The organism is Streptomyces smaragdinus (genome assembly GCF_009604385.1).
In the GTDB taxonomy this organism is placed as follows: Bacteria; Actinomycetota; Actinomycetes; order Streptomycetales; family Streptomycetaceae; genus Streptomyces; species Streptomyces smaragdinus.
This window is the reverse complement of sequence record NZ_WEGJ01000008.1, coordinates 137,068-160,457: the sequence shown is the minus strand read 5'-3', so window position 1 is coordinate 160,457 and position 23,390 is coordinate 137,068. Positions and strand designations below refer to the sequence as shown.

Here is a 23,390-nt window from a genome sequence, read left to right as displayed (position 1 = left end):
GGGCATGTCCACACCACATCAGTAAGAGGGGCCTCATCCGGCATCACCCAGCAAAGATGCCTAAAATATGCAAATGCGCATCGAGGAGGTGCTCACCGCCGTCGGCACCGGCGTATGGCGGTGGGACACGGGGTCGGGCGAGGTACGGATGAACACCGAGACCGCCCGGCTGATGGGGATGCCCCCCGACCGGACCAGAACCTCCTCGGCCGATGTCCGCTCCCGGCTCCACATGCTGGACTACGTCGAGCTGCGCGGCCTCTTCGACCTCGCCCGCGCCGAGGACACCGTCCACGAGGCCATCCTGCGCGTCGTCGACTCCTCCGGCCAGGTCCTGCGCACCGTCCGCGCCCGCTGGCGCCACGTCCCCGGCGACCCCAGGACCTTCGCCGGCACCCTGCAGGAGCTCATCGAACCGCTGCCCGGCTCCACCGCCGGCACCTCACCGCCGCCCCCGCTGGCCGGCGACTGGCGGCTGTCGCGCGAGGCCTTCCTCCTGGACGCCGGCCGCGCCCTGGCCGAGGCCCGCTCCACCGACGAGGTGCTGCGCGTCGCGGCGTCCCTGGCCATGCCCGGTTTCACCCCCGACGGCATGGCCGTCTTCGGCGTCGAGGGCGACGAGCTCAAGCTGATCGGCCACCACGGCTACACCGAGGCCGACGCCGAGGCCTTCCACGGCATCGAACTCGCCGGCGACTACCCCGGCGCCGTCGCGGTCCGTACCGGCCGCGCGATCTACATCCCCGGCCCCGAGGAGTACGAGCGCCGCTTCCCCGAGGCCTGGCACTACGCCTCCCGCCTGGGCCGCCGCTCCTGGGCGTACCTGCCCCTGACCACCGGCGGGAAGACCACCGGCACCTGGATGGCGGCCTTCTCCCACGCGGCCCTGTTCACCCCCGACGAGCGCTCCGTGCTCACCACCGTGGCGCGCATGCTCGGCGCCGCGCTCTCCCGCGCCCACGTGCACGAGTCCGAACGGGAACTCTCCGCGGGCCTCCAGCGCACGATGATGCCCGCCACCACCCCCGACATCCCCGGCCTCACCGTCGCCGCCCGCTACGTCCCCACCGGCGGCGGACTGGACATCGGCGGCGACTGGTACGACGTGATCAACCTGCCCAACGGCAACACCGCCCTGGTCATCGGCGACGTCCAGGGCCACGACGTACGGGCCGCGGGCCTGATGAGCCAGCTGCGCATCGCCCTGCGCGCCTACGCCGCCGAGGGCCACCACCCCGACGCGGTGCTCGCCCGCACCTCACGCTTCCTGCACGGCATCAACCAGAACGAACCCGACCTCCCCGACGACGACGCCCGCCGCTTCGCCACCTGCCTCTACCTCGAGGCCGACCCCCGCGACGGCACCCTCACCATCGCCCGCGCCGGCCACCTCGACCCGGCGATCGGCCTCGGCGACGGCACCATGGTCGTACGCCCCACCGAGGGCGGCCTCCCGCTGGGCATCGTCCCCGACCCCGACTACCCGGTCACCGAGCTGCGCCTGGAGCACGGCGAGACGCTGCTCCTGTGCTCCGACGGCCTGGTGGAGACCGGCGGCCACGACCTGGACACCGGCCGCCGCCGGATCCGCGAGGTGTTCGCCGCGCACGCCGACGAGGATCTGGAATCCCTCGCCGACGCCCTGATCGACGCGGTCAGCGGCGTCCACGCCCACGAACACCCCGGCCCGCACGCCGAACGCCGCGAGGACGACATCGCGCTGATCCTGCTGGGCCGCGACGGCGTACGCCCCGCCACCCGCGAGGAGCACGGCGGCCGGTACCTGCACCTCACGGTCCGCCAGGACGAGCAGCAGCGCGTCGCCGACGCCCGCCACGAACTGCGCGGGATGCTCCACGACTGGGGCACCCCCGACCAGGTCGACTCCGCGGAGCTGGTCCTCTCCGAGCTGATCGCCAACGTCCTGGTCCACACCGACGGCGACGCCCGCATCCGCGCCGACATCACCGGCCCGCCCCACGCCCGCACCCTGCGCGTCGCGGTGGACGACAGCGACGACGAACTCCCCCACCGCCGCCACCCCGGCGAACTGGCCTCCTCGGGCCGCGGCGTCCTGCTGCTGGAGGCCCTGTCGGGGTCGTGGGGGGTGGAGCCGCGGGGGGACGGGAAGTCGATCTGGTTCGAGGTGTACGAAAGCGGCGAGGAGCCGTAGGCCCCTCGCCGCCCTCACCCGCCGGGGCCGCTCAGCCCTGCGGGCCCTTCTCCGTCATCCCGTGCACGGCGGGGACGGTGCCCAGACGGCCCTTCTGGAAGTCCTCAAAGGCCTGCATGAGCTCGGCCTTCGTGTTCATCACGAACGGGCCGTAGTGCGCCATGGGCTCGCGGATCGGCTGCCCGCCGAGCAGGACGACCTCCAGGTCCGGGGTGTTCCCGTCCTGCTTCTCGTCCGCGCGCAGGGTCAGCGACCCGCCCGGCCCGAACACCGCCGTCTGCCCGGTGTGCACCGGCCGCCGGTCCGTACCCACCGAGCCGCGGCCGGCCATCACGTACGCCAGGGCGTTGAAGTCCTCGCGCCACGGCAGGGTGATCTCCGCGCCCGGCGTCACCGTGGCGTGGACCATGGTGATCGGCGTGTGCGTGATGCCGGGGCCCTGGTGGCCGTCCAGCTCGCCGGCGATGACCCGCAGCAGCGAGCCGCCGTCGGGGGTCGTGAGCAGCTGGACCGTGCCGCCGCGGATGTCCTGGTAGCGCGGGGCCATCATCTTGTCCTTGGCCGGCAGGTTCACCCACAGCTGGAGGCCGTGGAAGAGACCGCCGGACACCACCAGGTGCTCCGGCGGGGCCTCGATGTGCAGCAGCCCGGAGCCCGCCGTCATCCACTGGGTGTCACCGTTGGTGATGGTGCCGCCACCGCCGTTGGAGTCCTGGTGGTCGAAGATCCCGTCGATGATGTACGTGACGGTCTCGAAGCCCCGGTGCGGATGCCAGGGAGTCCCCTTCGGCTCGCCGGCCTGCCACTCCACCTCGCCCATCTGATCCATCATGATGAACGGGTCGAGGTACTGGTGGTTGATCCCCGCGAACGCCCGGCGCACGGGGAAGCCCTCGCCCTCGAAGCCGCTCGGCGCGGTGGTCACGGCCAGCACCTTGCGCGCCGGGGTGTCGTCCCCGGGGGGCGCGACGCGGGGCAGGGTCAGCGGATTCTCTACGGTCACAGCAGGCATGGGGACCTCCTCGGTTCGACTTCCAAGATAGTTGAACTCACAACAACTCGCAAGCGCGACCCATTCCCGGCGCGCCGCGCGGGGGTGGCACCCTTGTGCCATGAACAGCCCCGCACCCCGCCGCGCCCGTGTCCGTGCCCCCGAGCTGATCGGCAAGGGCGGCTGGCTGAACACGGGAGGCAAGGAACTCACCCTCGCCGACCTGCGAGGTAAGTGCGTTGTTGTTGATTTTTGGACCTTCTGTTGCGTCAACTGCCTCCACGTCCTCGACGAACTGCGCGAGCTGGAGGAGAAGCACCGCGACACCCTGGTGATCGTCGGTGTGCACTCGCCGAAGTTCGTCCACGAGGCCGAGCACCGGGCCGTGGTCGACGCCGTCGAGCGGTACGGGGTGGAGCACCCCGTGCTCGACGATCCGGAGCTGGCGACCTGGAAGCAGTACGCCGTACGGGCCTGGCCGACGCTCGTGGTCGTCGACCCCGAGGGGTACATCGTCGCCCAGCACGCCGGAGAGGGCCACGCGCACGCCCTGGAGGCGCTGGTGGCCGGGCTCGAGGCCGAGCACGCCGCCAAGGGCACGCTGCGGCGCGGGGACGGGCCGTACGTGCCGCCTGAGCCGCAGGCGACGGATCTGCGGTTCCCGGGCAAGGCGCTGGTGCTGCCGGGCGGGAATCTGCTGGTCTCCGACACCACCCGGCATCAGCTGGTGGAGTTCGCGCCCGACGGGGAGACGGTGCTGCGGCGCGTCGGCACCGGTGAGCGCGGGCTGACGGACGGGACGGAGCCCGCGTTCAGCGAGCCGCAGGGGCTGGCGCTGCTGCCCGACGGGGGCGTGATCGTCGCGGACACCGTGAACCACGCGCTGCGGCGGCTGGACCCGGCGACCGGTGAGGTGACGACGGTGGCGGGGACCGGGCGGCAGTGGTGGCAGGGGTCGCCGGTGGCGGGGGCGGCGACCGAGGTGGATCTGTCGTCGCCGTGGGACGTGGCGTGGTTCGACGGCCGGGTGTGGATCGCGATGGCCGGGGTGCATCAGCTGTGGACGTACGACCCTGCGGCCGGGACGGTCGCGGCGGCGGCCGGGACCACCAACGAGGGGCTGGTCGACGGGCCCGCGGATCAGGCGTGGTTCGCGCAGCCGTCGGGGCTGGCGGCCACCGCGGACCGGCTGTGGATCGCGGACTCGGAGACCTCGGCCGTGCGGTGGCTGGACCGGGAGTCCGGCGAGGTCCGTACAGCCGTGGGCACCGGGCTGTTCGACTTCGGGCACCGGGACGGGGCCGCGGAGCAGGCGCTGCTCCAGCATCCGCTGGGGGTGACGGCGCTGCCCGACGGGTCGGTGGCCGTCTGCGACACGTACAACCACGCCCTGCGCCGCTTCGACCCCGCCACCGGCGAGGTCACGACCCTGGCCACGGATCTGCGCGAGCCCTCGGCGGCCGTGCTGGTGGACGGGGAGCTGCTGGTCGTGGAGTCCGCCCGGCACCGGCTGACGCGGCTGCGGCTGCCGGAGGAGGCGCTGCGGGTGGAGCCGGTGGCGCACCGGACGCGGCGGGCGGCGACGGAGGTCGCGCCGGGGGCGCTGCGGCTGGACGTGGTGTTCCGGGCGCCGTCGGGGCAGAAGCTGGACGAGCGGTACGGGCCCTCGACGCGGCTCCTGGTGAGCTCGACGCCGCCGGAGCTGCTGGCGTCCGGCGCGGGCGCGGGGACGGACCTCAGCCGCGATCTGGTGCTGGCGGAGGGGGTCACCGAGGGCGTGCTGCACGTGTCGGCGACGGCGGCGTCGTGCGACGACGATCCCGCGATCCAATATCCCGCCTGCCACGTCCACCAGCAGGACTGGGGCGTCCCCGTGAAGGTCTCGGCCGGCGGCACCGGGCGGCTGGGCCTCGTACTCGCCGGACTGGACGACTGACGCCGTCGCGGGGAATCCACAGCCTGTGGATTCCCCGCGACGGTCAGCCCTCGAGGAACGCGGTGAGCGCGTCCGCCAGATAGTGCGGGTCGTCCGCGCCGCACAGCTCGCGGGCGGAGTGCATCGACAGGATCGCCACCCCTATGTCGACCGTGGTGATCCCGTGCCGGGCGGCCGTGATCGGGCCGATCGTCGTACCGCAGGGCATGGCGTTGTTGGAGACGAAGTTCTGCCACGGCACCCCGGCCCGCTCGCACGCCGCGGCGAACACCGCGCGGCCGGCGCCGTCCGTGGCGTACCGCTGGTTGACGTTGACCTTGAGGATCGGGCCGCCGTTGGGCACGGGGTGGTGGCCCGGCTCGTGCCGCTCGGCGTAGTTCGGGTGGACGGCGTGGCCGGTGTCGGAGGAGAGGCAGACCGAGCCGGCCAGGGCCCGGGCGGCGTCCTCGAAGGTGCCGCCGCGGGCGAGCGCGGAACGCCGCAGCACGTTCCCGAGCAGCGGGCCCTCGGCGCCGGTGTCGGACTGGCTGCCGTTCTCCTCGTGGTCGAACGCGGCGAGTACGGGCACGCAGTCCAGCGGCTCGTCGCCGGTGGCCACGGTGATCAGCGCGGTGGTGGCGGCGTGCACCGACAGCAGGTTGTCCATCCGGGGCCCGGCCAGCAGCTCGCGGTCGCGGCCCAGATACGCGGGCGGCTCGACGCTGTGCACCATCAGGTCCCAGCCGGCGACGTCCTTCTCGCGCACCCCGGCCTCGCCGGCGACGAAGGACATCAGATCGCCCTCGGCGACCTTCCCCAGGCCCCACACGGGCGTCATGTGGCGCTGCTTGTCGAGCTTGAGCCCGTCGGCGTTCACCGACCGGTCCAGGTGGACGGCCAGCTGCGGCACCCGCAGCAGCGGCCGGTCGACGCTGACCAGCTCGGTCGAGCCGTCGCGCAGGGTGAGCCGGCCGCTGAGCCCGAGATCGCGGTCCAGCCAGGTGTTGAGCAGGGTGCCGCCGTAGATCTCCACGGCGATCTGCCGCCAGCCGTGCGCCCCGGTGTCCGGCAGCGGCTTGACCCGCAGATTGGGGGAGTCGGTGTGCGCGCCCATGATCCGGTACGGCGTCGAGGGCGCGGCGCCCTCCGGCACGTACCACGCGACGATGGCCCCGCCGCGGGTCACATAGCGCCCGCCCGCCGCACCGTCCCAGGCGTCCGTCTCCTCGACCTGACGGAAGCCGGCCTTCTCCAGGCGCTCGGCGGCACCCGCCACCGCGTGGTAGGGGGAGGGGCTCACGGCCAGAAAGGACATCAGGTCGTCGGTGTGGCCGCGATCGAAGCGGCGGCCGGGGCGTTGAGGGCTCATGGACTCCAGCATATGGACAGGCGGCGACGACGGGACCGGACCCCGCACGACCTGCGGGGGGACATCCCGGGCAAGCCGGCCGGGGAACCGCCGCGACCTGCGCGAACGGAGGGATTTCGCGGCGATACGAGGCTTACGCGGCTTTCTCGCGCGCCCCCGGCAAGCACGAGGGCCCGTCACCGGCGAACTTCCGGTGACGGGCCCTCGTGCAGGCTCAGAACGCGGCCTCGTCCAGCTCCATCAGGTCCAGCTCCACGCCCTCGGCGATGGTCCGCTGCACGGCGACCAGCGGCAGCACGTTGTCGGCGAAGAACTTCGCCGCCGCGATCTTGCCCTGGTAGAACGGCACGTCCTTCGCGGAGGCGTCCGCCAGCTTCCCGGCGGCCACGGCGGCGCCCCGCAGCAGCAGGTAGCCGACGATGACGTCGCCGGAGGCCATGAGCAGCCGGGTGGTGTTCAGGCCCACCTTGTAGATGCTCTTGACGTCCTTCTCGGTGGCCGCGAGGTCGGTCAGCATCTGGCCGACGACGGCCTCGAGCTCCACGGCGGCCTTGGCCAGGTGGTCGCGGGCGCCGGCCAGTTCCTCGCCGCCCCGCTCCTCGGCCAGGAACTTCTTGATCTCCTCGCTGATCAGCGTGAGCGCCTGGCCCTGGTTGCGGACGATCTTCCGGAAGAAGAAGTCCTGGCCCTGGATCGCCGTGGTGCCCTCGTACAGCGTGTCGATCTTGGCGTCGCGGATGTACTGCTCGATCGGGTACTCCTGCAGGAAGCCGGAGCCGCCGAAGGTCTGCAGGGAGCGCGCCAGCTGCTCGTACGCCTTCTCCGAGCCGTAGCCCTTGACGATCGGCAGCAGCAGGTCGTTCAGCGCGTGCTCGGTGGACGCCTCCTCGCCGGCGGCCTCCTTGACGGCGATGGTGTCCTGCACCGAGGCGGTGTGGAGCACCAGGGCGCGCATGCCCTCGACGTACGCCTTCTGCTGCATCAGCTCGCGGCGGACGTCCGGGTGGTGGGTGATGGTGACACGCGGCGCGGCCTTGTCGGTGAACTGCGCGAGGTCCGGGCCCTGCACGCGCTCCCTGGCGTACTCCAGGGCGTTGAGGTAGCCGGTGGAGAGGGTGGCCATGGCCTTCGTGCCGACCATCATCCGGGCGAACTCGATGATCCGGAACATCTGGCGGATGCCGTCGTGCTTGTCGCCGATCAGCCAGCCCTTGGCGGGGTGGCGGTCGCCGAAGGTCATCTCGCAGGTGTTGGACGCCTTCAGGCCCATCTTGTGCTCGACGTTGGTGGCGTAGACGCCGTTGCGCTCGCCCAGCTCGCCGGTCTCGAAGTCGAAGAGGTACTTCGGGACGAGGAAGAGCGACAGGCCCTTCGTGCCGGGACCGGCGCCCTCGGGGCGGGCCAGCACGTAATGGATGATGTTCTCCTCCATGTCGTGCTCACCCGAGGTGATGAAGCGCTTCACGCCCTCGATGTGCCAGGAGCCGTCCTCCTGCTGCACGGCCTTGGTGCGGCCGGCGCCCACGTCGGAGCCGGCGTCCGGCTCGGTGAGGACCATCGTCGAGCCCCAGGTCTTCTCCACCGCGATCTTTGCGATGTGCTTCTGCTGCTCGGTGCCCTCCTCGTGCAGGATGCGCGCGAAGGCGGGGCCGGAGGCGTACATCCAGATCGCCGGGTTGGCGCCGAGGACCAGCTCGGCGTGCGACCAGATGAGGGACGGCGGGGCGGTGGTGCCGCCGATCTCCTCGGGCAGGCCCAGGCGCCAGTACTCGGAGTCCATGAAGGCGCGGTAGCTCTTCTTGAACGTGTCCGGTACGGGGGCGGTGTTCGTCGCGGGGTCGAAGACCGGCGGGTTGCGGTCGGCGTCGGCGAAGGAGTCGGCGAGGTCGTTCTCGGCGAGGCGGGAGATCTCCGAGAGCACGCTCTTCGCGGTCTCGGTGTCCATCTCCTCGAAGGGACCCGTGCCGTACAGGCTGTCGCGGCCCAGCACCTCGAAGAGGTTGAACTCGATGTCCCGGAGGTTCGGCTTGTAGTGGCCCATTGCGGCAGCTCCTGCATCAGGCGGTCAGGCGTACACATCAGTAAGCGAAGGCTTCCATGATGCTACCCGCTGGTAACAAGACGCAACCCCTCGCCGGTATCGCATTCGCCCGCTTGAGGTGATACGCCCCACGTCTGTCCTACGCGCCCCGGCCCCGTCCCGCACCCCGGGCGCACCCCCTTGGCCGGACCCCGTTCCCCTTCCGCCCTCCCCCGGTAGGCTCTGTGGCATGTACGGCTACGACCAGAACGCGGGCCTGGGGCAGCCCCACCCCGGCCACCAGGGGTACGCAACCACGCCGCCGCCGTACGCGGGCGCGCCCGGCCAGCAGGGGGGCTACGCGGAGCCGCCGCTGTACCCCGAGCCGTCGCCGCCGTCGCTGGCCGAGGCCGTGAAGGCGTTCACGGCGGGGTCGCTGGCCGTGGAGGACTTCCAGCAGATCTTCGCCACGTCCAAGATCTACTGCCCCCGCGGCGACAACCCCGGCTTCCTCGCCCTGCACAACACCCAGCAGCCGGTGATCCCCCTCTTCACGTCGCTGAAGGAGCTCCGCCGCTACGCGGGCCGGGAGTCGAAGTACTTCACCGTCACCGGCGCGGAGGTCCTGGACCTGCTGCCCACCGGGTACGGGTTCGTCCTGGACATGGAGGGCGAGCACCGGATGGTGGTGGACGCGAAGGCGGTCGAGGAGATGGTGGACTTCGCGATGCGGCGGATGTACGGCTGATCCCGCCGACGCTCCCTGACCGGCGCTCCCGATGTGCGCCCCGCCCCCGCACCCCCCAGACTCGGCGCATGAGGTACCTCGTGCGGGAGAAGGTCTTCGACGTCGGTGACGACTTCTGGATCGAGGACGAGAACGGGCGGCCGGCGTTCCTCGTCGACGGCAAGGTGCTGCGGGTGCGCGAGACGCTGCAGCTGAAGGAGCCGGACGGGCGGGTCGCCCTGGTCGTCCGGCAGAAGCTCGCCGCGCTGCGGCCGTCCATGACCATCGAGCGGGCGGACGGCGAGCTGGTCTGTACCGTCGCCAAGAAACGGCTCGCCCTGCTGCGGGAGCGTTATCGCGCCGAGCTGGCGACCGGTGAGGAGCTGACCGTCACCGGGAACATCATCGACAAGGAGTTCGACATCGACTTCGGGGACGAGCGGCTGGCGCGGGTCTCGAAGAAGTGGTTCCGGGTCCGCGACACGTACGCGGTGGACATCCGGCGCGAGGACGCGGACGCGGCGCTGCTGCTGGCGGTGGCGGTCTCGGTGGACCGGCTGGAGAACCGGCTGCGGGAGCGGGTGGAGTAGGCGGCGGCGATCCGGGGCACGCCGCGTGGGAGTTGGGCGCCCATTACGCTGTGCCCATGAGGGAGCAGACCGACAGGCGCAAGCGGATACTGATCGCGGTGGTCGGATTCGTGGTGTCCGCGATCGCCACCGTCGTCGCCTTCGAGCCCGCGCCCGCTCCTCCCGCCGCCGCCGCGAAGTCCGGGCCGGCCGGGTCCGACGACGCCGAGCCGGCCGTCGGCAAGTCCCGTGAGCTGCGCTTCGGCCTCTCCTACGCCGACACCCTGACGTGGATGTCCGACGGGGAGCTCAACGCCAGCCTGGACGACGCCCGCAAGCTCGGCGCCCAGTGGATCCGCGTCGATCTGGCGTGGAACAACATCGAGCCGGACATTCCCGGCCGTTACGAGTGGCACCGGTTCGACCGGGTGGCCGACGCCGCCCGGGCCCGCGGGCTGGAGGTGCTGGCGACCGTGGCGTACACCCCGGCGTGGGCGCGGGTGGAGGGCTGTGTGAAGGGGCTGCGGTGCGCTCCCGCGGACCCGGCGGCGTTCGCCGACTTCACCCGGCGGGCGACCGAGCGCTACGCCCCCAAGGGCGTGCACACCTGGCAGATCTGGAACGAGCCCAACATCCCGTTCTGGTCGCCCAAGCCCGACCCGGCCGCGTACACCAAGCTGCTGAAGAGTTCGTCGCGGGCCATCAAGTCCGTCGATCCCGGGGCGACGGTGCTGATGGGCGGGCTGGCCTCGGTGTCCTCGGACGACCTGCACATCGCCCACTCCGAGTTCCTGCGCGCCGTGGCGAAGCTGGGGGCGCTGGACGCGGTGGACGCGATCAGCTACCACCCGTACACCTATCCCCATCTGGCCAGCGCCCGGACCAAGTACGGCTCGGCGTTCGAGGACATCAGCGCGTCCGAGAACAATCTGGCGAGCATCCTGGAGCTGTACGGGAAGCCGAAGATGCCGATCTGGCTGACCGAGACCGGCGCCCCGACGTCGGGGCCGGGCAATGTGTCCGACGGGACGAGGATCCCGGCGAACACCACCCATGTCACGGAGGAGTTCCAGGCCCGGATCGCCGAGGACCTGGTGACGACGACGGGGGCGAATCCGCGGGTCGCGGTGCTGTTCTGGTTCGCCGACCAGGACTCGGCGCGGGTGAAGGACAACCGGTCGAAGTCCCGGTACTTCGGTCTGCGGCGTTTCGACGGGTCGGCGAAGCCGTCGTTCAAGGCGCTGCAGAAGGCCATCGCCGCGTACAAGAAGAGCCGCCCGGACGCCGCCGGCTGAGGCGGTCTACCGCGCCGGCAGGGTACGCAGCAGCTCGAGCCAGCGGTCGGTGATCGCGTTCCAGTCGTACCGCTCCACCGCCCGGCGCCGGCCCGCAGCGCCCATGCGGTCGGCGAAGTCCCCGTCCAGCAGCAGCTCGCGGCAGGCGGCGGCCAGGGCGTCCGGGTCGTCCGGCGGCACCAGCAGTCCCGCCTCACCGTGCCCCACGGTGTACGGGACGCCGCCCACCTCCGTGGCGACGACCGGGGTGCCGCAGGCCATCGCCTCGACGAGCACCAGCCCGAAGCTCTCCGCCTCCGTCAGCGAGGGCAGCGCCAGTACGGCGGCCTCCCGCAGCGCGGCCACCAGCTCCTCCCCCGCCAGCTCCCCCACGGCGTCCACCCGGTCCGCGACGCCGAGTTCGCCGGCCAGCCGCAGGAGGCCCGGCAGGGCGTCCCCGCCGCCGACGAGCTTGAGCCGCAGCCCCGGCACGTCGGCCAGCCGGGCGAAGGCGCGCAGGAGGCGGTCCACGCCCTTCCAGGGGGACGTGGAGTCCAGCCGTCCCGCGTAGAGCAGGGTGCGCGGACGCCGGGAGGGCGGCGGGCCGGGGGTGAAGCGGTCCAGGTCGACGCCCGGCGTGAGCTGGACGGCGCCGGGAAGACGGGCGGCCAGGGAGCCCTCGCTGACGGCGACCAGCGCGCCGGCGCGGGCGAAGACGCGGGGCAGGACGTGCCGTTCGTAGAGGCCGGTGATCCGGTCGGCGGTGCCGCTGCCCGGGGCGTTCTTGCGCATCGAGCCCGCGTGGTAGGTGAGCACCGAGGTCCGGAGGCGGCCGGGGAGGGCGGCGGCGAGGTCGGCGAGGCCGGGGACGGGGGCGTGGGCGTTGACGAGCTCGGCGCCGGTGCGGCGGAGCCAGTACCGCAACTGCAGCGGCCACAGGGGGCTCAGCGGCGTGTTGGACAGCTTGAGCCAGGCGCCGAGGCGGATCACCCGTACGCCGTCCTGCTCGGTGACGACGGTGCGTACGCCGGGGCGGGTGGTGATGACGACGGGCCGCAGATCGCCGGTGGCCGCGGCTGCGCGGGCGATGCGGGCGGTGTAGTTCTCCACCCCGCCGACCTTGGGCGGGTAGTACGCGGTGACGATGGCCACCGTGCGGGCCCCGGCGCGCAGGACGCCGGTGAACGCGGCGGCGTCCGCGACGTATCCGGGAATGATGTCGCGCAGCCGCTTCCGGTAGGCGTCCGCCCCGGCGGCGAGGCGGTCCAGGAGGGGGACGAGGGTGTCGGGGGCGGCGTCCTCCATGGCGACGACCCAGTCGTCCAGGCCCAGGTCGGCCATGATGCCGCGGGTCTTGTGGTCGTACTCGACGGCCGCGCAGGGGACTCCGGCGACCAGGCCGAAGATCACGGAGTGGAAGCGGGTGCCGAGGATGAGGTCGGCGGAGCGGTAGAGGGCGAACACGTCGTGGTGGTCGACGGTGTCGTCCTCCAGGACGTGCAGGCGGGGGTCGTCGGCGAGGGCGGCGATGCGTCTGTTGATGATCCGGTCGTCGTCGTTCTGGAAGGCGCAGGTGACCTGGGGGACGAGGACGACGTGGCTGTTCGCGTCCTCGAGCGTCCGGCGGATCGCCGCGGCCATGCCCGCCTCGTAGCGGTCCTGTTGCGGGCGGGCGAGCCATTCGCGGGCGGTGACCAGGAGGAGGCGGGCGTCCGGGGGGATGCCGAGTTCGGTGCGCCAGTCGCGGTGGGAGGCGGAGTCGAAGGCGAAGGCGCTGTCCTTGCCGCGGATCAGGTTGGCGGGCGCCAGTCCGGTCTCCGCCAGCCGGTCGAGGCTGATGTCCTCGCGGGCGGTGACCGTACGGGCGCCGCCGAGCACCCTGCGGACCATGGCCTTCTGGACCCGGCGGGGGAAGGGGCCGAAGGACTGCGGGGCGAGGACGACGGGGACGCGGAAGCGCTGGGCCAGCCACTGCGGGAGCAGCAGGAAGGCGATGCTGAGGTCGGAGGCGAAGTCGTCCTTGCCGCGCAGATGTCCGCCGCCCACGGAGACGACGAGGTCGGCGGCGGCCAGTTCGCGGATCTCGGTACGCATCTCGCCGGGGAGCAGGCGGGCCACGGCCCGTACGACAGCGGGTCCGCCGGGCAGCGCGGCGAGGGCGCCCAGGCCGAGGGCGAGGGCCTTTCGTACGACGAGACGCGGACGCGGGACGTCCTCCACGCCGACGTACCGGCGGATGGACCCGATGTTGGGCACGCCGTCGAACTCGGGCCGTTCCGCGGGGTCCTCGAACGCCGAAACCGTGACCTCGGCGTGCGGCCATGCCTCGCGGATCTGGCGGATCGCGACGCTCAGCAGGGCCGCGTCGCCCCGGTTGCCGCGGTCGAAGGCGTTGACGATCAGGACCTTCACCGGCCTGCGACCTTTCCGTAGTGCGCTTCCAGCGCGTCGAGGAACACCCCGGCGTCGTAGCGGCCGGCCCGGGCGGCGGAGCCCTCGCCGAGCCGCCGCAGCCGCTCCTGGTCACCGAGCAGCCCGGTCAGGGCGTCGGCCAGGGCGGCCGTGTCGCCGGGGGGTACGAGCAGGCCGTTGTCGTCGCCGACCAGCTCCGGGAGGCCGCCCACCCGGGAGGCGAGCAGGGGGCGGCCCAGCTGGAGGGCTTCCAGGGCGACGGTGGGGAAGTTCTCCGGCCACAGGGACGGCAGGGCCACGACGGCGGCGTCCCGCAGGCAGTCGCGCACCTCCGCGGGGCCCACCCAGCCGCGGAACTCCACCCCGGGCAGGTCCGCCGCGGCGGCCTCCAGGCGCGGGCGGTCGGAGCCGTCGCCCACCACCGTCAGCCGGGCGCCGGGATGTACGGCGAGGACCCGGCGGAAGGCGGCCAGCAGCACGTGCACGCCCTTGACCGGTTCCAGGCGGCCGGCGAACACCACCCGGTCCGGCGCGGTGACCGGCAGAGGGACGGCGTCGCGGGTGATGCCGTTGGGCAGGACGGCCACGGGCACCCGGCCGGTGTCGGGGCGGACGGCGTCGGCGAAGTAGCGGCTGGGGGCGAGGACGAGGTCGAGGCGGCGGATCCACGGCAGATACGCGGGCCGCTGCAGGAAGCGGAGGTAGCAGTAGCGGGCCCGGTCGGCGGCGGAGAGCCGGCCGCCGCGGACGGCGCTCGGCAGGTTCCAGCGCAGCAGGTTCAGCGTCCAGTCCTCCGGACCGTGGACGGTGAGCACCCGGGGCACGCCGCGGGTCGCGGCCGGCACCGCGGGGCTGAACTCGCCGATGGTGTGCAGGTGCACCACGTCCGGCCGGAAGTCCCGTACCGCCCGGCGGACCTGCCGGTACGCGGGGCGGTGCCAGAAGTAGCCGAGCAGCCGGCGGAGGGGGCCGCCGGTGACGTGGGGCACGAGTTCGCCGGCGAACACGTCGTCGCGGCCCGCGGCGAGCAGGTCGGTGGCGATCACGTGGACGTGGTGGCCGCGGTCGGTGAGCCCGTCGGCGATCAGGCGGACGCTCTTCTCGGCTCCCCCGGCCTCGAAGCCGAGGTTGACGATCTGCAGCACTCTCATCGGCGTCGCCCCCGGCGCGGTTTCTCGTCGTCCTGGATCGCCCAGCTCGGCGGCCGCCACGGCGGGCGGGTGCCCGCGGCCGTCTCCCGGCGCCCCACGCGCGGCAGCTCGAGCGTCTGCTCCCAGTGCTCGAACTCCGCGCGCCGCCCGGCGTGTCCGCGCTGCCCGGGGACGGCCGCCTCGGGCATGGCGGCGCCGCGGCGCCGGTGGAGCAGGAGCGCCGTCAGCGCGACCAGCCCGGAGGCCAGGTTCCCGGCGGTCCACGCCCAGCCCGCCCACACCAGGCCCCGGGACGCGTACCCGGCGGTCAGCCCGATGGTGACCGTGGAGAACACGCTGTTGTTGAACACCAGCTGGCGCAGCTGCCCCGTGAGCTTCAGCGCGAAGTTCGCCCAGGTCGTCAGCGCGACGGCGAGCGCCCCCACGCAGAACGCCGTCAGCAGGGGTCGCGCCTGCTCCGCGTACGAGCCGCCGAACATCCGCAGCAGCAGTCCGCCGCCCGCCGCGACGACGGCCGCCGCCGGGATCTGGACCGCCGCGATGATCCCGGCGGAGCGGCGCAGCAGCTGGGGGAAGCGGTGCGGGTCGTACGAGCCCTCGGCGAAGAGGGCCTCGCCGACGGAGAAGGACACGGCGTTGAGCAGCATGGCGATCTGGAACGCCACGTAGTAGTAGCCCGCGGCGGCGGCGCCCAGCTGATGCAGCACGATCAGCGGGACGACCAGCTGCGGCAGCAGGTTCAGCAGGCTGGAGGTGTAGCTGGCGGCGGAGAACGCGAGGTGTTCGCGCAGCCGGGTGCCGCGGGTGCGGAAGTCGAAGCGGAAGCCGAGCCGGCGGTACATCACGGCCACGGCCGCCGCCCAGGCGACCGCGTAACCGCCGCCGGTGGCGCCGAGGATGCCGTACGCCCCGAGGCCGACGAGGGCGACGGGCAGGGCCAGCTTCGCCGCGCCCTGCAGCATTCCGTCGACGAGTACGTTGACCTGCGGCATCCGGGCGCCCACGAAGACGGACTTGGTGAGCAGGTTGCCCGCGGCGCAGGCGCAGAAGACGACGAACGCCGCCGCCCTGGGCCAGTCGTCGCGGACGAACAGCAGCTTCTGCGCGTACCAGGGCATGCCCAGCAGATACAGGCAGCCGAGGACGACGGCGGCCACGGCGACCAGGGCCGTGGCCAGGGTGAGCTGGCCGTTGCGGGCGTCCTCGCCTGCGGGGAAGCGGATCAGGGTGCTGTTCAGGCCGAACAGGCTCAGATAGCTGATCAGTCCGGTCGCCGAGATGAGCGACGTCGCCAGGCCCACCGTCTCGGGGTCGTAGTAGCGGGCCACGACGATCCAGAAGACGAAGCCGAGGGCGGCGGAGGTGGCGGTGGCGGCGAGGACGAAGAACGAGCTGCGGTAGACCTGGTCCGTGCGCCGGGCGCGGCGGCCGGTCACCGGGCGTCCCGGTAGATCCGCAGCAGGGCGGTCACATGGTCCCCCCAGTCGAAGTGCTCCTCGCTGTACTTACGGGAGTAGGCCGCCATCCCGGCCCGCAGGGACGCGTCCCCCGCCAGCTCGGCGAGGGCCTCGCGCAGAGCGTCGGGCCGCCGGGGTACGAGCCGCACCAGGTCGCCGTCGAGCCGGTACGGGGCGTAGCCGGGGTCGTCGGTGGTGAGGACGGGCAGCCCGGAGGCCATGGCCTCCTGCACGGTGAGCGGGAAGCCCTCGGCCGTGGACGGCAGCGCGAACACGTCGCACGCCCGGTAGGCGAGGGCGAGCCGTTCGGGGGTGAGCGTGCCCAGATGGTGCACGTCCCCGTCGAGCGCGGCACCGTCCCCGGCGAACACCAGCCGGTAGCCGTCGTCCGGCCGGTACGCCTCGAGCAGCAGCCCGTACCCCTTCTTGGGCACCAGCCGGCCGGCGAACAGCACCAGCACGCCGTCCTCGGGCAGCCCCAGCTCCCGGCGCCCGGCCGGCCGTTCACCGGGGTCGGCGGCCGGGCGGAACAGGGCGGTGTCCACGCCGTTGGGCAGGTGGACGGGGGAGCGCGCGCCCAGCCGGGCCACGAACGCCGCCACCCCCGCGTTCAGGGTGACCACGGTGCGGGCGCCGCGCAGCAGCAGCCGTCCCGCCACGGCGTACACGGCGCGCTGGACGCCGCGGACCAGGGCGGAGGGATGCCGGACCAGGGCGACGTGCTGGGTGAGCACCCGGGGGGTACGGGTCACGGCAGCCGCCAGACCCGCCGCCCAGGACGTGGGGTACAGGCAGTCGTGGATGTGGACGACGTCCGCCGCACGGGCCCGGCGCACGGCGGCGGTGAGCAGCCGGGGCGAGGGGAACGGGAACGGCACCCCGGTGCGGCGTTCGACGCCGTTCCAGGCGGCGATCCGTACCACCCGGACGCCCTCCTCGCGGGTGACGGACGTGACCGCGCCGGTGGTGAGGACGGTGACGTCGGCGCCGCGGGCGGCGAGGCCGGCGGCCTCCCGGCGCACCACGTTCTCGATGCCGCCGAGATGGGGCGGGTAGTAGTGGCTGACCAGCAGGACGCGCGGGGAGCCGGCGGGATGGCTCATCGGTAGATCTCCGCGCCCTCGCTGCTGTAGATCAGGTTCTTGGTCTCGTCGAGGAGGCCCGTCGGATAGCGGTACGTGACGAGGTCGCCGCGGTAGAAGAGCGTCACCTCGTCCTTCCACACCGTGGTGCTGCCCAGCAGGACGTACTCGTGGGTGCTGAGCTGGAGGGGGAAGTTGCTGCCCTGCGCGGCGCCCGGGTAGACGGTCTGGACCTTGCGGTAGGTGAAGTTCTCCGTCTGCAGTCCGGGCCGGGGGTTCTGCTTCTCGGTACGGGTCTGGAGCCAGTAGGCGGCCAGCCGCTCCTCGGTCATCGGGTAGTAGTTGTCGTAGTAGCGCCCGGCATTGTCCAGATGCAGCTGCGCCGGATAGCCGCCGACCATTTTCGGCACCACGCCCGTGAGGTCCAGGAACAGCCCGGTCACCAGCGCGCACGTCACCGGCGCCGCCCAGCGGCCGAGCCAGCCGGCCAGCCAGAGCAGGCCCGTCGCGACGAAGGGGGCGAAGAAGAACAGCCCCTGCTGGAAGGCGCGCAGCACGCCGTAGTCGACGGACAGCTGCGGCACCACGGTCATCAGGCCGACCACGACGAGGGACGCCACGGACAGGGTGATCTGGTCCCGCTCCGGGACGAACACCCGGTGCCGGTTGCGCCGAGGCCCGCCGGCCTTGCCCGTGTCCTTGGCCCTGTCCTCGTCCGTGGTCCCGGACTTGCCCCTGCGCCCCGTACGCCGGGTGCGCCGCAGCCGGGCGAGGGCCGCCGCGACCAGCCCGATCAGCAGCAGCACCTGGAGCAGCTGGGCCGCCGACTGGCGCAGGAACGCGTTCACCGCCGCGACGTCCACGCCCGCGGAGTCGAGCATCCGCCCGGCCGCGGACAGCGGAAGGCTCTCCGGCTCCACCGTCTCCAGCGGATACTTCCGCACGGTCTTGAGCGGCAGCAGCTCCCCGTCCGCGCGCCGCTCCGCCGTCTCCCGGATCTTCAGCCGCTCGAACTCCGCCAGCCGCTGCTCCGGCGTGGTCACGGTGCCGCCGAAGATGCTGTACGAGGTGTCGGACGACCCCGCCTCGCCCCCCGGGTGCAGCACGCTGTCGGCCGCCTCGGTGAGGGTGGTGCGCAGCTGACCGCCGGTATGAGTGACGGGCCCCGCCCAGACCAGCGCGAGGACGGCCGGCGCCAGCACCATCCACCAGGTCAGGAAGCTCCGGGTGCGGAACCGGTGGGAGCGCCGGGGCCCCTTCTCCCGGCGGAAGACCCGGGAGACCAGATCGACGGCCCAGGCCATGCCGAGGGTCGCCACCACCACGTACGTCGTCGAGTAGTGGGCCAGGACGATCCCGGCGAGCAGCACGGTGAACAGGATCCGGCGCAGGCGCATCGGGCGGGCGGTGTCGGTGAGGACGACCATCGCGCAGCCCAGCAGCAGGAAGGCCATCTCCTGCCGCCCCAGGAACGCCATGTCGGTGAAGAACGTGGGGAACACCATGAAGAAGACGGCCGACAGCAGCGCCACGAACTTCGGCGCCACATGCCGCACCGACCGGTGCACCAGCACAGGCGTCAGCGCGAACAGCAGCGGCAGGACGGCCTTGAAGACGTAGAAGTCGGGTATGCCCGTCATCCGCACCAGGCTGATCGGCAGCATGATCACGCTGAGACAGGCGTTGTACGGGTCGTTGTAGGCGGAGATGTCCCAGTACGAGCCGCCGAGCGTCAGCCGGAAGAACAGGTACTCGCGCTGGATGTCGTGCCCGGTGATGTACCAGCCGCGCAGCGACGTCAGCAGCAGCAGCGAGGCGGCCGAGGCGTACAGCCCCAGCTCCACCACACCGTCCCGGTAGCGTTCCCGCCGCACCATCAGCAGCACCAGCAGCGCCGCGACGACCACCAGCGCGAAGACACTGACCGCCCCGCCCAGCCCGTTGTTCAGCCGCACCGGTCCCGCGACGGACAGCGTCAGCGCCACCGCACAGAGCACCCCGACGGGCACCAGCCCGGCGATCCGCCCCCCGGACCGCCACGGCGGCATGTCGTCCGGCGCCAGCGCCCCCAGCACCAGCAGCACCATGGCGCTCGCGCACGCCAGCACGTCCCGCTCCAGCGGCCGTTCCACCCCGGCGAGCGGCAGCGCGAAGTTGACCGTCAGCGCCACGACCATGTCCGTGAGCACGGTCAGGCCCACCGCGACCAGGAACGCGGCCCCGGGCGAGGAGACGGCGCGGAACGCCACCGCCCGCCACAGCACCGCGGGGGCCCCGATCAGCAGCCACAGCCCGCTCACGGCGAGCGGCAGCCAGTGCCCGCCGGGCCAGAGCTGGAGCAGCAGGGCCACCGGGATGCTCACCAGCATCCCGTAACGCCCTCGGAGCAGCGTGGGGACCGTCATACGGCGACCTTCGCATACACCTGCTCGACGGCCGCCGTGACCGCCTCCCAGGAATAGCCGGGCGCCGCCGCCGCGCTGCGCCGCGCCAGCCGCCGGCGCAGCCCGGGGTCAGCGGCGAGGGAATCGATCGCGGCGGCGAGCGCGGCCGGTTCGGGGCCGGCCAGCAGCCCCGTGTCACCGAGCAGTTCCGCGTTGCCCGGAACGTCCGTCGCCACCACGGGCAGCGCCGCCGCCATGGCCTCCAGCGCCGCCAGCGGCATCCCCTCCTTGTCGGAGGGCAGCACGAACGCGTCGGCCGCCGCGTACGCCGCCGCCAGCTCGTCCCCGTACAGCGCGCCGGAGAACTCCACCACGCCCCCGAGGTCCAGCCGCCGCACCCGCGCGGCGAGTTCCTCCCGCAGCTCCCCGTCGCCGACGATCCGCAGCCGCACCGGCTCCCGGACCAGGCTCAGGGCGTCCAGCAGCCGGGCGACGTTCTTCTGGGCGCTCAGCCGGCCGACGAACAGCAGCCGCAGCGGCCCCGGCCCCGGCTCGCGCGGCTCGCGGTAGAACTCGGCGCCCACCCCGTTGGGGACGACGAACACCCGCCGGGCAGGCGTCCCGTACCGGTCGCGCACGAACTCCGCCTGGGCCTCGGTGAGCACGACGACGGCGGCGGCGGACCGCAGCACCCGGCCGAGGACGTGCTTCTTGTACGCGGGCAGCAGCCCGCCCAGCCGTCCCGTGGGGTCGACGTCGAGGTGGAAGTGCACGACGAGGGGCAGCCGCCGGGTCTTCGCGGCCAGCGCCGCCAGCTCCGGCCACAGGGCGTGGGCGGCGTGCAGATGGAGCACCGAACCCCGGGGCGCGCGCAGCAGGGTGAGCGCCAGGCCGGGGGCGATCGCGGTGTGGGCGAGCTCGGCGGCGCGGTGCCGGCGTACCGTCACGCGGCCCTCGCGGGTGCGCCGGGCGGCGCCGTGGGCGCCGAGGGCCGTGGTGACGACGCGTACGTCGTAGCGCGCGCCCAGCCCCTCGGCGAGGTTCGCCACCACACGCTCCAGCCCGCCCAGATGGGGCGGGTAGTAGGGCGTGACCTGAAGGATCGTACGCATCGGCGTCCAGGGGCGGGAGAGGGGCGAGGGGCGGGTGCGTGGGGGGTCAGCCGATCGCGTTGCCCTCACCGAAGCGGTAGTGCAGCGCCTGCGGCCGGCCCGTCAGGCGTACCAGGACCAGCGCGGGCTCCGCGTGGACGGGCACCTCGGCCACGGTACGGGACTCCACCCCGGGGCGGGTTCTGACGGTGAGGGTATCGACCGCGAGCTTCTCGCCCTTCGCGGACTCGAGCGTCACCTCGACCTCACGGGTCGCACCGCCGCCGCCGTGGTCCGTGACCGCGAGGGGCACCAGCACGGTGGCGCCGTCCAGATGCGGGGAGTCGGTGAAGTACAGCTCGGTGAACTCACTGGGCCGGCGCGTGAAGGAGTCCTCCAGCGCGGAGCGCACCGGGTCGAGCGACCACAGGACGCCCCCGGCCGCGGCGACGACGGCCAGGACCACCGCGACGATCACGGCACGCGCCCACGGCGGACGCGTCCGGCCGGGCCGGTCCTCGTCCTCCTCGGTGCGCTCGCCGGCCGTCTGCGTCGTCATACCGCCTCGGCCCGGCCGTTGCCGCACTCACCGGCGCCCTCGGCGACCGTCCGCTGCCGGGGCAGGGGAACCACCGGCCGCAGCCGGGGGGCGGGGCGGCGGAAGCGGTGCGCGAAGAGCTGGCGCAGATTGCCCATCCCGTCGGGCAGGGCCCGCAGCTTCACCTCGCCCTGCCGTCTCCGGTACTCGATCGGCACCTCGAGGAAGCGGTAACCGGCCCGGGTCGCGGAGTTCTTGATCTCCTGGGAGAAGGACATACCGGTGGAGCGTACGTCGATGCCGTGCCAGACATGGCGGCGGAAGATCCACATCCCGGACTGCGAGTCGCGCAGCCCGTTGCGGAACAGCGCCCGGCTCAGGGCGCTCAGCGCGTGGTTGGCCAGGGTGTGCGAGGCCTTCATCGCGGAGCGGTTGTCCCGGTGCAGCCGGTCCGTGGTCATGAACTCGATGTCCCGCTCGACCAGGGTGCCCAGCAGCTCGGGCAGCCGGTCGAAGGGGTACGTGCAGTCGGCGTCCCCCGTGGCGATGACCTCGCCCCGGGCCGCGTCGAACCCCGCGTGGTAGGCGTTGCCGTAGCCCCGGTCGGGCTGGACGACGACGCGGGCCCCGAGGGAGCCCGCGACGGCGGCGGTGTCGTCGGTCGAGGCGTTGTCGACGACGATCACATCCGTCTCCCAGCCCGCCTCCCGCAGCGCGGCCAGCGGGATCGACTCCAGCACGGCCGGCATGTTCTCGGCCTCGTTCAGCGCCGGGATCACGACGGACAGAGTTGGCACCTGAAATCCCCCCTTGGTCAACGCACGGCAGCGCCCGGCCTCCCCCGAGACCTGCTTCCACCACGCGCCGCACCGGCTGACGAATTCTCCGCGCCCAGCCGGCTGGGGGACCATGCGGCGCAAGGGGGTACGTGCCGTACGGACTCTAATCGATTCGGCGTCGACAAATCGAACCGTGTGATCGGTTTGTGACGTGTAAGGCAATCCGTCCGGTCCGGGGCCCATCGGCGCCCGGACCGGGCGGGGTTCGGCCGAGGGGGTGTCAGCCGACCAGCCAGGACGCCGTCGGCTGGCCCGTACCGGCGGAGCCGGCCTTCAGCCGGGCGGCCTGCACGGCGGTGAACGGCTCGTCCCAGACGAGGATGCTGCCCATGACCCCGGACCACGGGTTGACCCACTGGTCGTGGTGGCGGCTGCGGCCGATCTGCAGCGGTCCGGAACCGGCGAAGATCTTGCCGGTCTTGGCCGATCCCGCCTTGACGCCGTTGACGTAGAGCGTGATCGTGCCGGCCTTGGCGTCGTAGGAACCCATCAGCAGCACCCACTCGTTGTGGGTGTTGACGTTCTTCGAGACGACCTTGCGGGTGGTGCTGTCCGCGCCGGACTTGCCGGTCTGCACCCGGAACACCCAGTCCTGGCGGCCGCGTACGTCGTCCCGGCCCAGTTCGAACGAGAAGGACTTCCCGTCGCCCTGGCTGATCGCGGCACGGGAGACGAACTGCGCCTCGTTGAACACCCACGCCGAGACGGTGAAGCTCTTGGTGACGTCGACGGCCTCGGTCGCCGACTGGGCGTAGGAGTTCATGTTGCTGCGCATCCGCAGCAGATAGCCGTCCTGTCCCTTGCTGACGGTGGCGTCGGGGCTGACGGCGAGGTCGTTCTGGCCGGTGCGGTCGGCGATGAGGTCCTTCTGGCCGTCCACGAAGGGCGACTTCGGGTCCACGGCCTTCTTCGACTCGGCAGGCTTCGGGCTGTTCGAGGCGGCCTGGGTCGTCTTCTCCTTCGGGGACTTCCCGTCGTCCCCGATCCCCTGGGTGATCACCAGGCCGACGCCGGCGCCCAGCACACAGGCCGCCAGCGTCACGATGCCGGTGATGCGCCACTTGCGGCGGCGCTGGCTGCGCTCGTTGTCGTCGGCCAGCGACGACCAGTCGGGCTGCGGGATGGGCGAGACCCAGGGCTCCGGCTGTCCGGGGGAGACCTGCGTCTGCCAGTCGGCCTGACCGCCCGGCGCCGCCCCCGGCTGCCCCGGCCCCGACTCCGACGTCCAGGGCTGTACGGGCTGCCCGGGACCGCCGAACCCGCCGCCCGGGACCGGCGGGCGGGGTTCCGCGGGCGTACCGGTGGGGATCGTGGGGTCGTACGCGCGGGGGTCCGGGATGTTGCTGCCCCCGTGGCGGTCCGTGCCGTCAGTCATGTCACGGATGGTAGAACATCGAT

17 protein-coding genes are annotated in these 23,390 nt (G+C 72.7%); 5 read left to right on the top strand and 12 right to left on the bottom strand.

Annotated features, from left to right (window positions below):
• Nucleotides 1–73 precede the first annotated feature (73 nt).
• Nucleotides 74–2,173, top strand: a complete 2,100-nt coding sequence (locus SRB5_RS14595) for an ATP-binding SpoIIE family protein phosphatase (protein WP_153452370.1) — start codon at nucleotides 74–76, stop codon at nucleotides 2,171–2,173.
• 31 nt (nucleotides 2,174–2,204) lie between these two features.
• On the opposite strand, the gene SRB5_RS14590 is transcribed toward SRB5_RS14595, so the two are convergent.
• Nucleotides 2,205–3,185 carry a pirin family protein gene (locus SRB5_RS14590; RefSeq protein ID WP_153452369.1) on the bottom strand — a complete coding sequence of 327 codons (981 nt, stop codon included), beginning with the start codon at nucleotides 3,183–3,185 and terminating at the stop codon, nucleotides 2,205–2,207.
• Nucleotides 3,186–3,285: 100 nt separating this feature from the next.
• Here SRB5_RS14590 and SRB5_RS14585 point away from each other — a divergent pair, with 100 nt between their 5' ends.
• Nucleotides 3,286–5,100 (top strand): NHL domain-containing thioredoxin family protein, encoded by a 1,815-nt coding sequence (locus SRB5_RS14585; protein WP_153452368.1) that lies wholly within the window; start codon nucleotides 3,286–3,288, stop codon nucleotides 5,098–5,100.
• Between the two features lie 43 nt (nucleotides 5,101–5,143).
• Here the strand turns inward: SRB5_RS14585 and SRB5_RS14580 are convergent, their stop codons facing one another.
• Nucleotides 5,144–6,448: a M18 family aminopeptidase gene (locus SRB5_RS14580; protein WP_153452367.1), complete on the bottom strand. Its 1,305-nt coding sequence runs from the start codon at nucleotides 6,446–6,448 to the stop codon at nucleotides 5,144–5,146.
• Nucleotides 6,449–6,662: 214 nt separating this feature from the next.
• Nucleotides 6,663–8,489, bottom strand: a complete 1,827-nt coding sequence (locus tag SRB5_RS14575) for an acyl-CoA dehydrogenase (protein WP_153452366.1) — start codon at nucleotides 8,487–8,489, stop codon at nucleotides 6,663–6,665.
• A 229-nt stretch (nucleotides 8,490–8,718) separates the two neighbouring features.
• On the opposite strand from SRB5_RS14575, the gene SRB5_RS14570 reads away from it, so the two are divergent.
• The 3 genes from SRB5_RS14570 (at nucleotide 8,719) to SRB5_RS14560 (ending at nucleotide 11,059) form a co-directional block, all read left to right on the top strand.
• Entirely contained in the window at nucleotides 8,719–9,216 is a 498-nt protein-coding gene (locus SRB5_RS14570; RefSeq protein ID WP_153452365.1) for an SseB family protein, read from the top strand.
• Between the two features lie 68 nt (nucleotides 9,217–9,284).
• Nucleotides 9,285–9,785, top strand: a complete 501-nt coding sequence (locus tag SRB5_RS14565; RefSeq protein ID WP_153452364.1) for an LURP-one-related/scramblase family protein — start codon at nucleotides 9,285–9,287, stop codon at nucleotides 9,783–9,785.
• Nucleotides 9,786–9,841: 56 nt separating this feature from the next.
• Nucleotides 9,842–11,059 (top strand): cellulase family glycosylhydrolase, encoded by a 1,218-nt coding sequence (locus SRB5_RS14560; RefSeq protein ID WP_153452363.1) that lies wholly within the window; start codon nucleotides 9,842–9,844, stop codon nucleotides 11,057–11,059.
• Between the two features lie 6 nt (nucleotides 11,060–11,065).
• Here SRB5_RS14560 and SRB5_RS14555 read toward each other — a convergent pair whose 3' ends face one another.
• From SRB5_RS14555 to SRB5_RS14515, 9 genes are all read right to left on the bottom strand, one after another.
• On the bottom strand, nucleotides 11,066–13,450 hold the full coding sequence (locus SRB5_RS14555) for a glycosyltransferase (RefSeq protein ID WP_153452362.1): 2,385 nt from the start codon (nucleotides 13,448–13,450) through the stop codon (nucleotides 11,066–11,068).
• Nucleotides 13,447–14,601, bottom strand: a complete 1,155-nt coding sequence (locus SRB5_RS14550) for a glycosyltransferase family 4 protein (RefSeq protein WP_153452361.1) — start codon at nucleotides 14,599–14,601, stop codon at nucleotides 13,447–13,449. The genes SRB5_RS14555 and SRB5_RS14550 overlap by 4 nt, the downstream gene beginning before the upstream one ends.
• Nucleotides 14,598–16,037, bottom strand: coding sequence for a lipopolysaccharide biosynthesis protein (locus SRB5_RS14545; protein WP_194292930.1), 1,440 nt, complete (start codon nucleotides 16,035–16,037; stop codon nucleotides 14,598–14,600). Before SRB5_RS14545 ends, SRB5_RS14550 begins: the two co-directional genes overlap by 4 nt.
• A complete protein-coding gene (locus SRB5_RS14540) occupies nucleotides 16,034–17,161 on the bottom strand; it encodes a glycosyltransferase family 4 protein (RefSeq protein ID WP_153452359.1) in 1,128 nt (375 codons plus the stop codon). Before SRB5_RS14540 ends, SRB5_RS14545 begins: the two co-directional genes overlap by 4 nt.
• Complete coding sequence (locus SRB5_RS14535; RefSeq protein ID WP_153452358.1) at nucleotides 17,158–19,545, bottom strand: DUF2206 domain-containing protein; 2,388 nt, start codon at nucleotides 19,543–19,545, stop codon at nucleotides 17,158–17,160. Before SRB5_RS14535 ends, SRB5_RS14540 begins: the two co-directional genes overlap by 4 nt.
• Nucleotides 19,542–20,636, bottom strand: coding sequence for a glycosyltransferase family 4 protein (locus SRB5_RS14530; RefSeq protein WP_153452357.1), 1,095 nt, complete (start codon nucleotides 20,634–20,636; stop codon nucleotides 19,542–19,544). Before SRB5_RS14530 ends, SRB5_RS14535 begins: the two co-directional genes overlap by 4 nt.
• A 46-nt stretch (nucleotides 20,637–20,682) precedes the next feature.
• The gene (locus tag SRB5_RS14525; RefSeq protein WP_153452356.1) at nucleotides 20,683–21,174 is read right to left on the bottom strand and encodes a hypothetical protein; all 492 of its coding nucleotides are present in this window, start codon (nucleotides 21,172–21,174) and stop codon (nucleotides 20,683–20,685) included.
• Nucleotides 21,171–21,950, bottom strand: a complete 780-nt coding sequence (locus SRB5_RS14520; RefSeq protein WP_323377912.1) for a glycosyltransferase family 2 protein — start codon at nucleotides 21,948–21,950, stop codon at nucleotides 21,171–21,173. Before SRB5_RS14520 ends, SRB5_RS14525 begins: the two co-directional genes overlap by 4 nt.
• Nucleotides 21,951–22,212: 262 nt before the next feature.
• Entirely contained in the window at nucleotides 22,213–23,367 is a 1,155-nt protein-coding gene (locus SRB5_RS14515) for a LamG-like jellyroll fold domain-containing protein (protein ID WP_153452354.1), read from the bottom strand.
• Between the last annotated feature and the right edge of the window lie 23 nt (nucleotides 23,368–23,390).

Coding starts and splice junctions, on each gene's coding strand:
- SRB5_RS14595 (WP_153452370.1), top strand. CDS start 74: ATGCGCATCGAGGAGGTGCTCACCGCCGTCGGCACCGGCGTATGGCGG.
- SRB5_RS14590 (WP_153452369.1), bottom strand. CDS start 3,185: ATGCCTGCTGTGACCGTAGAGAATCCGCTGACCCTGCCCCGCGTCGCG.
- SRB5_RS14585 (WP_153452368.1), top strand. CDS start 3,286: ATGAACAGCCCCGCACCCCGCCGCGCCCGTGTCCGTGCCCCCGAGCTG.
- SRB5_RS14580 (WP_153452367.1), bottom strand. CDS start 6,448: ATGAGCCCTCAACGCCCCGGCCGCCGCTTCGATCGCGGCCACACCGAC.
- SRB5_RS14575 (WP_153452366.1), bottom strand. CDS start 8,489: ATGGGCCACTACAAGCCGAACCTCCGGGACATCGAGTTCAACCTCTTC.
- SRB5_RS14570 (WP_153452365.1), top strand. CDS start 8,719: ATGTACGGCTACGACCAGAACGCGGGCCTGGGGCAGCCCCACCCCGGC.
- SRB5_RS14565 (WP_153452364.1), top strand. CDS start 9,285: ATGAGGTACCTCGTGCGGGAGAAGGTCTTCGACGTCGGTGACGACTTC.
- SRB5_RS14560 (WP_153452363.1), top strand. CDS start 9,842: ATGAGGGAGCAGACCGACAGGCGCAAGCGGATACTGATCGCGGTGGTC.
- SRB5_RS14550 (WP_153452361.1), bottom strand. CDS start 14,601: ATGAGAGTGCTGCAGATCGTCAACCTCGGCTTCGAGGCCGGGGGAGCC.
- SRB5_RS14540 (WP_153452359.1), bottom strand. CDS start 17,161: ATGAGCCATCCCGCCGGCTCCCCGCGCGTCCTGCTGGTCAGCCACTAC.
- SRB5_RS14535 (WP_153452358.1), bottom strand. CDS start 19,545: ATGACGGTCCCCACGCTGCTCCGAGGGCGTTACGGGATGCTGGTGAGC.
- SRB5_RS14530 (WP_153452357.1), bottom strand. CDS start 20,636: ATGCGTACGATCCTTCAGGTCACGCCCTACTACCCGCCCCATCTGGGC.
- SRB5_RS14525 (WP_153452356.1), bottom strand. CDS start 21,174: ATGACGACGCAGACGGCCGGCGAGCGCACCGAGGAGGACGAGGACCGG.
- SRB5_RS14515 (WP_153452354.1), bottom strand. CDS start 23,367: ATGACTGACGGCACGGACCGCCACGGGGGCAGCAACATCCCGGACCCC.